This window comes from Nostoc sp. FACHB-888 (assembly GCF_014696655.1).
Lineage (GTDB): Bacteria > Cyanobacteriota > Cyanobacteriia > Cyanobacteriales > Nostocaceae > Nostoc.
In genome coordinates this window covers 145,221-158,356 of sequence record NZ_JACJQM010000008.1, presented here as the reverse complement: position 1 = coordinate 158,356, position 13,136 = coordinate 145,221, and the positions used below count along the sequence as shown (strand labels likewise).

Below are 13,136 nucleotides of genomic sequence, written 5' to 3'. Positions count from 1 at the left end.
TGTGATTCAATTCTTGCCAAAGGACTTGTCATATTTTGTATATCTAATTTTTACTCCGTAGTTTATTATCCCATTTTGTTTATATTAAGGATATATCTATTTAAATTGAACATTTACATGAAGGCTGATGACCGATGACTGATGACTGATAACCGTCAACAGTTAACAGTTAACGACCGTAAAGAGTGTTTATACTTTTTTAGCGCGCATCAGCTTAACTGTTAAAACTCATTTTCAGGAGTTTCTGTAGTATCAGAACTTTCCGTAGTAGCAGGTTAGTTAGTATCGGGAAGTTTCTGTTGGGTATTTTTCTGACTACCTTGATTTTCTAGTTTAGGCAGTGCTTGTTTTGCCAGATTTTCAGCTGCTTGTTTAAATAATGGTTCTATTCTGTCTCGCCAGTATTTAGTATTAGGTAATTTTTCTGGATGGTTTCTATAATCTAAAACTTTATCCCATTTACCATCATCTATAGCTTTATTTATCTCATTAGATAACGCCTCTGCCTTAGCCCAATCTTCCTGCCACTGGGCAATTACTTTGCCCGTTTCTTGGATACTAGAAGTTGCATTTGCCGGAATCGCTCTTAACAGTGCGATCGCTCCAACTATATCTCCTGAGTCATACTTCTGCCTTGCTTGTTCTATAATATTGGCACTGTTATCACTAGGCTGCGATCGTTCTGTTTTCCCAATGTCATCAGTTGACTCCTTCGGCTTTTCTGGTAATGGAGTTGCTACATTCCTAGATTTTGGTTTTGGCTTGGGAGTTGGTCGAGTAGCAATCAGGGTACTATCATTTACTGTCTTAGTTGCAATGCCCTTTTCGCGCAGGCAAGAAGCCCATTCTTGGTTATTGGTTATCACATCCGAGTGTGCCCAAGCCAAACGACCAGAGTTGAGTTTAACTTCTATCCAACCTCGTTTTGTCCGTTTGCCAGTCACCTCGAACTTGGTATTATCACCAACTGTTCGCACAATATTATCAGAATTTATCGAACTAGGTTCAGAACGAATATTAGAATTTCCGACGACAACAGCCGAGCATTTATTTGCTAAGGTGCGATCGTTACCTGTAAGATTAAAAGCTAAATTTTTCACATTTGGATATACGTTTGCTACCAAAGCAGCCGCACCACCAACCAATAATATGCCAATTAATATCGGCAATGGGTCAGATTTGCTAGAGTCTTGACGGGCAGGTTTGACAGGATTTGCTGGTGCAACTGCAACCGTTTGCACCCGAGATACTTGAGGTCGGGATTTGGGGGATTCTTGAGGTGTGGAAAGTACAGGTACAGGATTAATCGCGTCTTTACACGCTTGCAGTGCTTCCGTGGCGTTTTGGTAGCGGTCTTTGAAGTGATAACGCACCATCTTGGATAACACTGCCGCCAATCGGTAGTTCACAGTTACTGATTGCTGCCAAATGATTTCCCCGGTTTCCGGATCTTCTTGCAATTCTGTTGCCTGTAATCCTGTTAGTGCTTGAATGGCGATAATGCCGAGAGAATAGATATCACTGTTAGGACGGGGTTTACCTTGCCCTTGTTCTGTGGGCATATACCCAGGAGTGCCAATAACTACTGTGGCAGAGGATTGTCCGCCTACTGTTACTAGTTGTGTATGTAACTGCTTTACTGCTCCAAAGTCCACTAAAACTAACTTATTATCTGAGGCGCGACGGATGATATTATCCGGTTTGATGTCGCGGTGAATCACACCTTGGCGGTGGACAAATTCTAGAATCTCCAGAACTTCTTGCAATAGTTGAATTACTTGGCTTTCACTCCAGCGTTTACCAGATATAAGTTCTTCAGCTAGAGTATGTCCTTCAATATATTCTTGTACTAAATAAAACTCTTGGTTTTCATCAAAGTACGCCAGCAGCCTGGGTATTTGGTCATGATTGCCCAGTTTTTCTAATGTTTCGGCTTCGCTATTGAACAGGCGTTTAGCAGTATCAAAAACTCTGGGGTCAGTTCCAGGTTTGAGGTGCTTGACAACGCAGATGGGGTTGCCGGGCCGCCTAGTATCTTGGGCTATATAGGTTTGACCAAATCCTCCCATTGCGAGGACTCGAATTACTTGGTAACGATGGTCTAGTAGCTTGCCTATCATATTCACTCCCCAGAGCTATTACCTAATTTTCCAGCTGGTAATAAATATCTCCAAATTTTCTTCAATGAAATCCGCTATCTTGAGAAAAGATTTAGATTAAAAACGCAGCTTTTTAATAAACGCAGACTGTTTATTTTTCTTTATAGTGCCCCTGTTTATTACCAATGCCACCTAAAATAACAAACTCAGTTGCATGGCAGCAGGCTGAAATCCTCATGCAACCTGCTTTCATTCGCGTTATCGACAATATCCGCAAGCAGCTAGATCAATCTTCCTGGACAGGAACTTACCACGATGTCCTGATTTGGCCGCCTAACACCACTGATGAAATCAAAGCATTGGTGACTGAACTGTTGCAAGCAATGGAAACTGCAACGCCCCAAGAAGCAGATGAAATCAGAGAGACTCTGGCTCGTTTGCCGATGCCCCATCCAGGATATCATCTACGTTTGCAGCGTCAACAGCAAGAAGCGAATATCGATTTGTGGGAACTGTGTTATCAGGTGTGTTTTCTTGAATACACTCCACAGAAGGAAGGTGCTGATATTGATACTAGTTTAATCGATGAACTGGGTGAAGTGGATTGGCTGCGTTTGGATGCGAAGTCAAAGGAGTTAGTTGAGCAGGCGTTTGCTAGTTTACCAGAGAGTTAACAAAATTAGGTGCGATCGCACTTTTAGTAAATTAGCAAGCGATTACCCAAAAATAAAGGAGCTAGTGTTCAGAAGAATAAAACGCGGATATTGAAGCTTTTGGATGAGTTAGAAAAACTCACCTCAGAAAGCTAGGCTGATATAACATTGTCCTATATATGTCACTATGCGCTTTGTTCATGCTCCAAAGGAGTCAAATGAATTACTAGTCGCTGATTAAGAGCGTGAGCAATTTTTTGGAGCATTGACAGAGAGTGTCCCTCGTAATCAGCATCTTCCAGTCGTGCAATCACAGGCTGTTTTGTGCCAACAAGTTCAGCTAGCTGTTTCTGTGTTAACCCTGCTTTTGTTCTAGCTTCATAAATCAACTGTGCCACTTCTGCATTGATTGAAGCTTCTGCTACCATTGCCTCAAGCTCAGGGTCGCTGCTAGTCATTTGGTCAATGATTTTTATCGCATCGCTAGTCTTGTCCATCCTCTTGCTCCTCTACGTAGGTGTGAACGTCTGGGTTTTCTTCAAATAAAAGCTTTCGAGCGATTGTCCGTTCAATATCAATTGGTGGTACAGCTGCTTCTTCTTTTGTGATAGCGTGAGCAAGAATCGCCACATTTTGCCCATGAAAGAAGTACAGGATGCGGTATTGCACATGAATATGCTTTGCTCGAAGCTCATATATCCCGTCGCGTAAGTAATCTGCCGCAGGGCGATGGAGTTCGTATCCTGATGCCGCCAGTTGTTTAATTCGAGCAACACAGTTTGCATAACCTTTGCGGTCTTCTTTCAAAAGTCGCTTCAGCCATTCAAGAACAGGAACTTCACCTTCCTCTTCCTGGTAGAAAACAACGCGGGTTTCAGGCACGGCACCACCTTGAATATATCAATATTGTTATATTAAAGCAATGAAGGAAACGAGACTAAGAAACATAGTAAATTTCTTACCAAGGGTTGTCACAGTCGCTGTAGAGGAATGGCACTAAGAAAAGCTCTAAGCTATGCGGGATAACAAATACAGCTTTTAATGCCAGAGACGGTAGTAATGAGGGGTTAGAAGATGGGGGGAATTTCTACCAAGAATTGGTTTCCAGGGTAGGTGAGGCAATCGGTGTAGCTGATAGTGAGCCACATTGGAACGGATATTTAGGACAGTGGCAAGTCTGGGTCAACTTTTCCAATGACTGCAAATCTATTGTTTGCGATTGGTTAATGACAGCAAATGGATAATAACAGAACTATAACAAGAGCGATCGCCACCACTAGCACAGTTTTATTGTTCGGCACTTTCTTTTGATTTGATTATACGCCAGAAGAAAACCGGAGATGCATTGAAGCCGCAAACGCTTATTTGTTAAGATTTCCAGTGCGACAACATTGAAACAGGGCAACTTCTCATCACCATGCCAACATCTACAATTGACGATAAAGACGCAGCAGCTATCCAAGCCGCTAGAGTTGGGGTTGCAATATGCGATCGCACCGCCTGGGGACGTATCAAAGTATCTGGCGACGATCGCCTCAATTTCTTACATAACCAAAGTACTAACAATTTCCAAATACTCAAGCCAGGACAAGGTTGTGATACGGTTTTTGTCACTTCCACAGCCAGAACAATTGATTTAGCAACCGCATACGTTACAGAAGATGCGGTAATTCTGCTAGTTTCGCCCAACCGCCGCCAGTTTCTCATGGAATGGCTGGATAAATATATTTTTTATGCCGACAAGGTGGAATTATCTGATATCACAGAAGACACCAACACCTTCAGCCTCATTGGCCCAGGAAGTGATGCTGTTTTAGAAAAGTTGGGTATTGGCGAACTCATCGGACAACCTTACGGATGTCATAAACTATACAGCATTGCTCTTGCTGAGGGCGTGCGGATTGCTGTGGGTAGTGGGTTAGCTGCGCCCGGATACACTTTTACTTTCCCCAATACTGATAAATCTTCGATGTGGAACAAATTGTTAGAAGCTGGGGCAGTAGAAATGAGCGATCGCGCTTGGGATGCGTTGCGAATCTTACAAGGCCGCCCCGCGCCAGATTCGGAACTCACAGATGATTACAATCCTCTAGAAGTTGGTTTGTGGCAAACAATTTCTTTTACTAAAGGTTGCTATATTGGGCAAGAAACCATTGCTCGATTAAACACATATAAAGGTGTAAAACAACACCTTTTGGGTATTCGACTCAGCGCCCCTGTGGAAGTTGGAAGTGCGATCGCAATTGGAGATGAAAAGGTCGGCAAACTTACCAGTTATACAGAAACGGCTGATGGTTATTTTGGATTAGGTTACATTCGCACCAAAGCTGGTGGCGTAGGCTTAAAAGTCAAAGTTGGAGAAACTGAAGGTGAAGTCATAGAAATCCCGTTTGTTTCTCACGATTACCCATAACTAATTCAAGTCAAAATATCTTCTTCTTTATTCCTAGTGCCGTAACAAAATTCATCTACCCAAGAAGCTATACTACGGGCATTAGTGGTTTCTAGATTCACTTTGCTCTTAACATTTTCTGGTTGAATATTCGGCTGTTTGCCGTTGCTTTTAACCTCAGTAGTAATTGCTAGCGATGCTCCTGAAGGGAGCCGCCCAAGGGGCGATGTCTGACGACAAGCTGCAAAGCAGCTACGCCCTGGTTGACCATTACTATTAATCTCAGTGGTAATTGCCAATGATGCGCCCCCAGGGATTCGGACAGATGACGCGTTGCTCTTAATGTCAGTAGCTAATGCCACAGATGACATAGTTTTGGCTTTGCTGTTAACCTCACTGGTCATTGTTGCCGATCCTCGTGAAGGTAACTGACCAGAGTGCCAGCGTACTAGTTGATATTCCTTTGGCAAACCGGAGGATGGCGTTTTTGCCGGAGTATCTGGAGCAATTTTAGTTGCAGCTACTATCAACTCAGGTTGGCGTGTACGAACTACCTCAGTGGTAGCTGTAATCGATGGCACAAGTTCATCGGCGCGTGACAAGTTGGAATCTAGAGTATTGGCAAGAGAATGAGAGGCAATCTTGCTGGCAGTTACAACCGATGACAGATGTTTATCCTCAGAATTCTCATCTGGTGACTCGCTTTCAACTTGGCTTATAGCCATAGAATGCTCTGGTTTTATTAAACGTAACTCTTGATCAGGATTGAAGTTAAGACCTAAAGCGGCGACTATTTTATCTGGATCGTTACTCAGATCCATCATAAAAGCAAGTATTTCATCAAACTGGGGTTCTAAAACAGACAGTGTTGCCAAAATAAAACCGGACAAAGGACGGCGCAGACCATCATAAGTGCCCCAAATTCGCATTCTGACCAGCCAGGAAATATTTTGCTCGTAGTAACTCAGCCAGTTTTGTTTTAAGGATTGACGCAGCTGTTGGATATTCATGGGATGCCTCACTTCAGTCAACAATATTGCAGACATTGATATTGAAAATTTGGCTTTATTTCTGGGGATGAAACCGATAATAGAGCATCCGTTGGACTCTTTGACCACCTAACAAATGATTTTCTATCAGTAGAGATACTTCATCGGGTTGAACGCCGCTATACCAGACCATATCGGGTAATACCAGCACCATCGGGCCATTGCCGCATTGTCCCAAACAGCTGCTAGCCGTTACTGTTACACTAGGGATTGGCAAAGCTGCAAAAGCTGCTAAAACTTTAACTGCACCTTGTTTTTTGCAAGTGCGATTTTGACAAACCCGCACACATTTAGGAGAAGAGGGTTGGTCTATTGTAGGGAAGTTTGATGGTTGAGTTGTCATTTGTCCTTTGTCCTTTGTCCTACCCTACGGGAAGCCGCTGGCGCGTCTATGTCATTTGTCATTGCGTCAAAAGTCGAAGCCAATGACCAATGACCAATGACCAATGACTAATCTATTGAAAGTCCTTTTGAGGCTAGCCATTCAGGGTTGAATATCCGCGACTGATAGCGGGAACCACTATCACATAAGATAGTGACAATGGTATGTCCTGGCCCCAACTGCTTCGCTAGGGCAACAGCTGCGCCGATATTAATACCCGTTGAGCCGCCCATTAAAAGCCCATCTTTTCTTAGCAGTTGGTAAACTACCCGTAAAGCTTCTTTGTCATCGATTTGAATGGCATCATCGGCAGGTGCGCCTTCCATATTGGCTGTGACACGACCATTACCAATGCCTTCGGTGATGGAATTTCCTTCTGTATTGAGTTCGCCGGTTTTGACATAGCTATAAAGTGCGCTACCCAATGGATCGGCAACAACGCATTTAATCGCTGGATTTTGTTCTTTCAAGTACAATGCCACACCAGCATAAGTACCACCAGTACCAGTTGCAGTTGTCCATACATCTATTTTACCATCTGTCTGTGTCCAAATTTCCGGCCCCGTGGTTTCGTAGTGGGCGCGGCGGTTGGCTAAGTTATCAAACTGATTCGCCCAAATAGCGTTTTCCAACTCAGCAGCGACTCTGCCAGATAGTTTGACGTAATTGTTTGGGTCTTTGTAGGGTACAGCAGGAACAGGACGAACTTCTGCGCCTAGTGCTGTCAGTGCGTCTATTTTTTCTTGTGACTGAGTATCGGGAATAATAATTAGGCATTTGTAGCCTTTGGCGTTGCAAATATGTGCCAGCCCAATGCCAGTATTACCAGCAGTTCCTTCTACAACTGTGCCACCGGGTTTGAGTAAACCTTTCTCTTCTGCATCTTTGATGATATAAAGTGCAGCGCGGTCTTTGACGGAACCGCCAGGATTGAGAAATTCAGCTTTAGCGAGGATTTCACATCCTGTTTCTTCACTGAAACTGTTTAAGCGAATCAGGGGTGTGTTGCCAACAGCGCCGACGAAGCCATTCTTAATATCCATTTTGGCTATACCTGTGTGAGTATCTATAAAAATTTTGGCTTATAGCGATCGCATAATTTACAACTGATTTGCCTAAAATGCCATATCGCATTTCCTCTCTGGCCAATCCAATAATAATCATAATTGCCTAAGCGATCGCATCTAGCAGTGTGATATTGAGGGATTGCATAAACTGATTATATTGTCGTCAATTAATTAGTGAAGGTTGAAAACCTCGCCCCTGGTGGGCGAAACAGTTTTTGTATCGCAAGGTAGGTAAAAACCCCACCCCTAGTGTCGGGCTTAGTTTAATTGCGAATTGCGAATTGCGAATTGGTTTTATACGTTGTAGCTCTGCTTGGGAGCGTTCATGATATTGGTCGTCTATATCTACAGCAGCATATAAAGGCCCAGTGTCAGCAATTACGGCTCTCAAGGTGTGTTTGGTGGCAATGACTGCAAAAACGTTTGTTCAGCTAGAATTTTATCGTGATTTACTGACGTATCTTTAAATCCACTTCCCTTGGGTGCAGGAGTAAGGCGTAAACCTTGCTTTTGTGGAGGTAAATAACCACGTTGGCTGAGGAATTATTCGAGGGCATTTTCTACGATAGCGTTAGCAGGTAAGGAAACTTCTTGATCGCCAATGTAAGCACTGAGAGCATTAGCGATCGCATCTGGCAGTGTGATATTTAGGGATTGCATAAGCTGGTTATATTGTTAGCGATTAATTTTAGATTAACGCGATTCCCCACTCAGCAATCCAGCAATAATCATACTGTGCAACAATAGCTTTAGCTTAGTCGGAGTATAAACTATGGACTGGAAACAGTACATTCATTCAGACCCCAAAATTCTGCTGGGTAAGCCGACTGTGAAAGGAACTCGTTTATCTGTAGAGTTCTTATTGGGTTTGTTTGCTGCGGGATGGACAGAACAACAAGTGCTAGAAAACTATCCGACTCTTACCTCAGAAGCACTAAGAGCAGTCTTTGCTTTTACAGCAGAGTGTATGCGTGAAGAATCTTTGTACACTCTACCGCTTTTGTCTGAGGCAGGATGATGCGGTTTCTAGCAAATGAAAATTTTCCTCTGATGAGTGTTAGATATTTGCGCTCTGCTAGTTACGATGTAGCCTATGGAAGTGAAGACGCGCCAGGTGCAGAAGATTCTGAGGTTCTGACGCGTGCAGTTCGTGAGGGGCGAATCATTCTGACATTTGACCGAGATTATGGCGAATTAATTTACCGCCTGCGAATGCCATCACCAGTTGGTGTTGTTTATTTTCGTTATTTTCCTGCTACACCAGAGGAGCCAGCCGAAGACTTGCTACGTCTGCTGAGTATTGAAAGTATATCTTTAGAAGGCAGTTTTACTGTTGTAGAACGTACACAGCTACGTCAACGCCCACTGCCCTAATTTACCTTGTTTCTCAAGCAGTCTCTCCTTTATCCTCGCATTTCCCCTTATTCACCCATTGAAACTTGACTGCGGTCAAACAACCACCTATCGCCAACTATATCCTCTAGACGTTGATTGAGTCGGGGGAGGAAATATTCTGAATCGTTTAGCCGTTGCTGAGTAAACCAATTACCAAACGCTTCCTCTGTTTCAATTCCTTGGGCATTTGCCGCACCTGCTATCATCTTGAAACTATGCTCTTGGAGTTCCTCTAACTGGGGATGACCTTCACCTCGGTAGTTGCAAAAGAACATTGCCGTTGCTCCTAGCAAAGCTTCTAGTTCATCGCCTTGAGGCACTCTATTATATAAAGCACTGATTAACCGAATGGTTTGTGATAAAGGGGCTTGAATCCTCAGCGTTAGCCAGATTGCTTGAGCTAGATAAACCAAACCGTTCCTTTCATCTGCTACCCCTAAATTACTCAGAACTGTTACCAAATCACTGTATGCACTTATTTGTGCAAGTGTAGAAGCAACTTCCTCCCAGAGTGCGATCGCTTTTGGGATGTCCCCTTGGTCGGCGATTTGCAATGCCATGTTGCTCAGGGTAGCGGCTTTTTCTTGCAATTCCTTTTCAGGGCAAATCTCTGCTGTTGTTAGGGCTGTGGCTATATTGATTGTTAATTCGTTCAGAACACAAGTCCATTCAGCCAGAACACAAGTCCATTCTGTCAGAACGCAAGTCCATTCTGTCAAAACACAAGTCCATTCTGTCAAAACACAAGTCTATTCTGTCAAAACACAAGTCTATTCTGTCAGAACACAAGTCTATTTTGTCAGAACACAAGTCTATTTTGTCAGAACACAAGTCTATTCTGTCAAAACACAAGCCTATTCTCAACAATTTCTTGTCTAGCATCGTGTAATTACTGAGCTATCACTCCAATCTTATTAAAAAAAACACCTATTTTTGCAAGCTTTACTGAACCGCTACATTGTCCCATTGAGACACTCTAGAAAGATAAAGTTTAGTAAAAAGCATAGATTGATGCCACGCAAACAAAGAAGCTCTTCCGTGCTAGAAAAAACCGAAAAGAGAGTAATCGGGTTTAAATCGATTAATTCCAGTCTTGACTTTGGTGATTCTATGAGTTTAGACAATTTAATGCAGTTAACTGGACAACTCCGCAACCAGATAGACCAGTATAATATGATGCTAACTGCCCTTGATTCGGCAAAGGCAAAAATAGAAACCCTTGAAAAGAGCATTTGCGAAACCTCAGAACGCTTAGTTAGTGGTGTGGTGTTGAAGTATGGCAAAGATAGCCGGGAATACGAGATGACAGGCGGGGTACGCAAAAGCGATCGCATTCGTAAAGCCACTATTACCCGGTTAAAGACCACCGCAGACTCAAAAGCGGCTGCTACACAGACAGTCTAATGAGCGACAAGTAGGTATCATTACACCTAATACGGTTTGGATAAGATCCCCCCGCCTGTGGCGACCCCCTTAAAAAGGGGGTAAAGATCAAATTTAAATAGTAATTTTACTGCTGTTTTTAAATAATTACGTGAGTTAGGATACAGCAGATTGATAAGTGACTGCTGACATCTTTTCATGATCTTAAACGAGATGAATACCGATGACATCTGAAAGCGTAGGCGAAGCCCGCCGTAGGCATCGCTAAAAAGAACTTGAACAGCGAGAACGTATATTACGAGAACGAGAAGTTGAATTGCGACTCCGGGAAATGGAAACTGACATCCATGCTACTGATGCAGCTTTTCATCAAACTGTGAAACATCAACCAGATCAGAAACCTTGGATCAAAAAACTGATTTTGGGCGGGAAGCTTTTTGCTCTTGGTGTGGTAGCACTAGTTGCAGTGAGAATAGCCTCAGTATTGGCTGGGTTTATTATTGTTGGTGCGCTGGGGTGGGTGTCTTACAAATTATTTTTGGAATCTAAAAAAACCAATCTTTAATAAAGGTGTAACTGTTATGAGTAATCAGGCAACAACTGACAGATTTATCCAAGATTTAGAGCGCGTTGCTCAAGTGCGATCGGAGATTTCAGTATGTTTGAGTAAACTAGCTGAAACAATTAATCAAGCTGAGTTGGCTGGAAACTCTTCATCAGGAAAACTCAGTTTAGAGCGAGATATTGAAGATATTACAATAGCTAGTAAAAATCTCCGCCAAGGTGTCTTTCGCCTTTTGGTATTAGGCGATATGAAACGGGGAAAAAGCACGTTTCTTAATGCCTTAATTGGGGAAAACTTATTGCCGAGCGATGTTAACCCTTGTACCGCAGTATTAACAGTTTTACGTTATGGGCCAGAAAAGAAAGTTACCATTCATTTTAATGATGGAAAAAGCCCACAACAGCTAGACTTTCAGAACTTTAAATATAAATATACCATTGATCCGGCTGAAGCTAAAAAACTAGAGCAGGAGAAAAAACAAGCATTTCCCGATGTTGATTATGCAGTAGTTGAGTATCCTTTAACCCTACTAGAAAAGGGAATTGAAATTGTTGATAGTCCAGGATTGAATGATACAGAAGCGCGAAACGAATTATCTTTAGGTTATGTAAATAATTGCCATGCAATTTTGTTTGTGATGAGAGCTTCTCAACCTTGTACTTTGGGTGAGCGTCGCTACCTAGAAAATTATATCAAAGGTCGAGGGTTGACAGTTTTCTTCTTAGTTAATGCTTGGGATCAGGTGCGGGAATCATTGATTGATCCTGATGATGTTGAAGAATTACAAGCATCTGAGAATAGATTGCGGCAAGTATTTAACGCGAATTTAGCAGAATATTGTACTGTAGAAGGTCAGAATATTTATGACGAACGAGTGTTTGAGCTTTCGTCAATTCAAGCACTCAGACGACGGTTAAAAAATCCCCAAGCTGATTTAGAGGGGACTGGCTTTCCGAAGTTTATGGATTCGCTTAATACTTTTCTTACCAGAGAACGTGCGATCGCAGAACTCCGTCAAGTTAGAACTTTGGCTAGACTTGCCTGCAATCATACCCGCGAAGCAGTTGCTAGACGTATACCATTACTTGACCAAGATGTAAATGAATTAAAAAAACGGATTGATTCTGTAGAACCAGAGTTTAACAAACTCACAGGTATTCGAGATGAATTTCAAAAAGAAATTATCAATACAAGAGACACCCAAGCAAGAACTATTTCCGAATCTTTTCGCAGCTACGTTTTAAACTTAGGTGATACCTTTGAAACCGATTTCTTGCGCTATCAGCCGGAATTAAATCTGTTTGATTTTCTCAGTAGTGGTAAACGAGAAGCATTTAACAGCGCACTGCAAAAAGCCTTTGAGCAATATATCACCGATAAATCTGCTGCTTGGACATTAACTGCTGAAAAAGATATCAATGCAGCTTTTAAAGAACTTTCTCGTAGCGCTGCACAATATGGCGCGTCTTACAGTCAAATCACAGATCAAATTACTGAAAAGCTTACCGGACAAGAGGTAAAGGTACATACCACTACTACTGCTGAAGAAGATAACTCTCCCACCTGGGCAAAATGGGCAATGGGATTGTTATCATTATCTAAAGGAAATCTTGCTGGTTTCGCACTAGCTGGGGCCGGATTTGATTGGAAAAATATCTTGTTAAACTACTTCACTGTAATTGGCGTTGGCGGGATAATTACAGCAGTGACGGGTGTTTTTCTTGGGCCAATCGGGTTTGCACTGCTAGGTTTGGGAGTAGGATTTTTGCAAGCAGATCAAGCACGTAAAGAATTAGTTAAAACAGCGAAGAAAGAGTTAGTTAAACACCTACCGCAAGTAGCGCATGAGCAATCTCAGGTTGTATACAATGCTGTGAAAGAGTGTTTTGACTCTTACGAAAAAGAAGTAAGTAAGCGGATTAACGATGATATTGGATCTCGCAAATCTGAATTAGATAATTTAGTCAACCAGAAACAAACCCGCGAAATAAATCGTGAGAGTGAGTTCAACCGTTTAAAAAACTTACAGGAAGATGTAATAGCTCAGTTGCAAAAAATTGAGGCGGCGTATAGCAATCTATTAGCGTACTATAGCTAATATATCTAATTACTCTCGTTCCTAGCTAGAAACTGGGAACGAGGAAGATAAGG

The 13,136-nt window shown here is 42.4% G+C and carries 14 protein-coding genes; 7 read left to right on the top strand and 7 right to left on the bottom strand.

Annotation, left to right across the window (positions count from 1 at the left end; genetic code table 11):
* Positions 1 to 275: 275 nt before the first annotated feature.
* Positions 276 to 2,120: a serine/threonine protein kinase gene (locus tag H6G26_RS07840; protein WP_190728706.1), complete on the bottom strand. Its 1,845-nt coding sequence runs from the start codon at positions 2,118 to 2,120 to the stop codon at positions 276 to 278.
* A 164-nt stretch (positions 2,121 to 2,284) separates the two neighbouring features.
* Here H6G26_RS07840 and H6G26_RS07835 point away from each other — a divergent pair, with 164 nt between their 5' ends.
* On the top strand, positions 2,285 to 2,773 hold the full coding sequence (locus H6G26_RS07835) for a hypothetical protein (protein WP_190728705.1): 489 nt from the start codon (positions 2,285 to 2,287) through the stop codon (positions 2,771 to 2,773).
* A 164-nt stretch (positions 2,774 to 2,937) separates the two neighbouring features.
* Here H6G26_RS07835 and H6G26_RS07830 read toward each other — a convergent pair whose 3' ends face one another.
* Both H6G26_RS07830 and H6G26_RS07825 read right to left on the bottom strand, forming a co-directional pair.
* Entirely contained in the window at positions 2,938 to 3,249 is a 312-nt protein-coding gene (locus H6G26_RS07830; RefSeq protein WP_190728704.1) for a helix-turn-helix transcriptional regulator, read from the bottom strand.
* The gene (locus H6G26_RS07825; protein WP_190728703.1) at positions 3,236 to 3,634 is read right to left on the bottom strand and encodes a type II toxin-antitoxin system RelE/ParE family toxin; all 399 of its coding nucleotides are present in this window, start codon (positions 3,632 to 3,634) and stop codon (positions 3,236 to 3,238) included. Before H6G26_RS07825 ends, H6G26_RS07830 begins: the two co-directional genes overlap by 14 nt.
* Before the next feature lie 535 nt (positions 3,635 to 4,169).
* On the opposite strand from H6G26_RS07825, the gene H6G26_RS07820 reads away from it, so the two are divergent.
* Complete coding sequence (locus tag H6G26_RS07820) at positions 4,170 to 5,165, top strand: folate-binding protein YgfZ (protein ID WP_190728702.1); 996 nt, start codon at positions 4,170 to 4,172, stop codon at positions 5,163 to 5,165.
* A gap of 5 nt (positions 5,166 to 5,170) precedes the next feature.
* On the opposite strand, the gene H6G26_RS07815 is transcribed toward H6G26_RS07820, so the two are convergent.
* The 3 genes from H6G26_RS07815 to H6G26_RS07805 form a co-directional block, all read right to left on the bottom strand.
* Positions 5,171 to 6,154: a DUF5331 domain-containing protein gene (locus H6G26_RS07815; protein ID WP_190728701.1), complete on the bottom strand. Its 984-nt coding sequence runs from the start codon at positions 6,152 to 6,154 to the stop codon at positions 5,171 to 5,173.
* A 55-nt stretch (positions 6,155 to 6,209) separates the two neighbouring features.
* The gene (locus tag H6G26_RS07810) at positions 6,210 to 6,536 is read right to left on the bottom strand and encodes a (2Fe-2S) ferredoxin domain-containing protein (RefSeq protein ID WP_190728700.1); all 327 of its coding nucleotides are present in this window, start codon (positions 6,534 to 6,536) and stop codon (positions 6,210 to 6,212) included.
* A gap of 107 nt (positions 6,537 to 6,643) precedes the next feature.
* Positions 6,644 to 7,618 carry a cysteine synthase A gene (locus tag H6G26_RS07805; protein WP_190728699.1) on the bottom strand — a complete coding sequence of 325 codons (975 nt, stop codon included), beginning with the start codon at positions 7,616 to 7,618 and terminating at the stop codon, positions 6,644 to 6,646.
* A 796-nt stretch (positions 7,619 to 8,414) separates the two neighbouring features.
* Between H6G26_RS07805 and H6G26_RS07795 the strand changes: the two genes are divergently transcribed.
* Positions 8,415 to 8,660, top strand: a complete 246-nt coding sequence (locus H6G26_RS07795) for a DUF433 domain-containing protein (protein WP_190728698.1) — start codon at positions 8,415 to 8,417, stop codon at positions 8,658 to 8,660.
* Positions 8,657 to 9,016 carry a DUF5615 family PIN-like protein gene (locus tag H6G26_RS07790; RefSeq protein ID WP_242053630.1) on the top strand — a complete coding sequence of 120 codons (360 nt, stop codon included), beginning with the start codon at positions 8,657 to 8,659 and terminating at the stop codon, positions 9,014 to 9,016. The genes H6G26_RS07795 and H6G26_RS07790 overlap by 4 nt, the downstream gene beginning before the upstream one ends.
* A 47-nt stretch (positions 9,017 to 9,063) precedes the next feature.
* On the opposite strand, the gene H6G26_RS07785 is transcribed toward H6G26_RS07790, so the two are convergent.
* Positions 9,064 to 9,756 carry a hypothetical protein gene (locus tag H6G26_RS07785; RefSeq protein WP_190728697.1) on the bottom strand — a complete coding sequence of 231 codons (693 nt, stop codon included), beginning with the start codon at positions 9,754 to 9,756 and terminating at the stop codon, positions 9,064 to 9,066.
* Between the two features lie 292 nt (positions 9,757 to 10,048).
* Here H6G26_RS07785 and H6G26_RS07780 point away from each other — a divergent pair, with 292 nt between their 5' ends.
* The 3 genes from H6G26_RS07780 (at position 10,049) to H6G26_RS07770 (ending at position 13,083) form a co-directional block, all read left to right on the top strand.
* Positions 10,049 to 10,441, top strand: coding sequence for a hypothetical protein (locus tag H6G26_RS07780; protein WP_190728696.1), 393 nt, complete (start codon positions 10,049 to 10,051; stop codon positions 10,439 to 10,441).
* 310 nt (positions 10,442 to 10,751) lie between these two features.
* Entirely contained in the window at positions 10,752 to 10,985 is a 234-nt protein-coding gene (locus H6G26_RS07775; protein WP_242053629.1) for a hypothetical protein, read from the top strand.
* 16 nt (positions 10,986 to 11,001) lie between these two features.
* On the top strand, positions 11,002 to 13,083 hold the full coding sequence (locus H6G26_RS07770; protein ID WP_190728695.1) for a dynamin family protein: 2,082 nt from the start codon (positions 11,002 to 11,004) through the stop codon (positions 13,081 to 13,083).
* Positions 13,084 to 13,136: the final 53 nt, after the last annotated feature.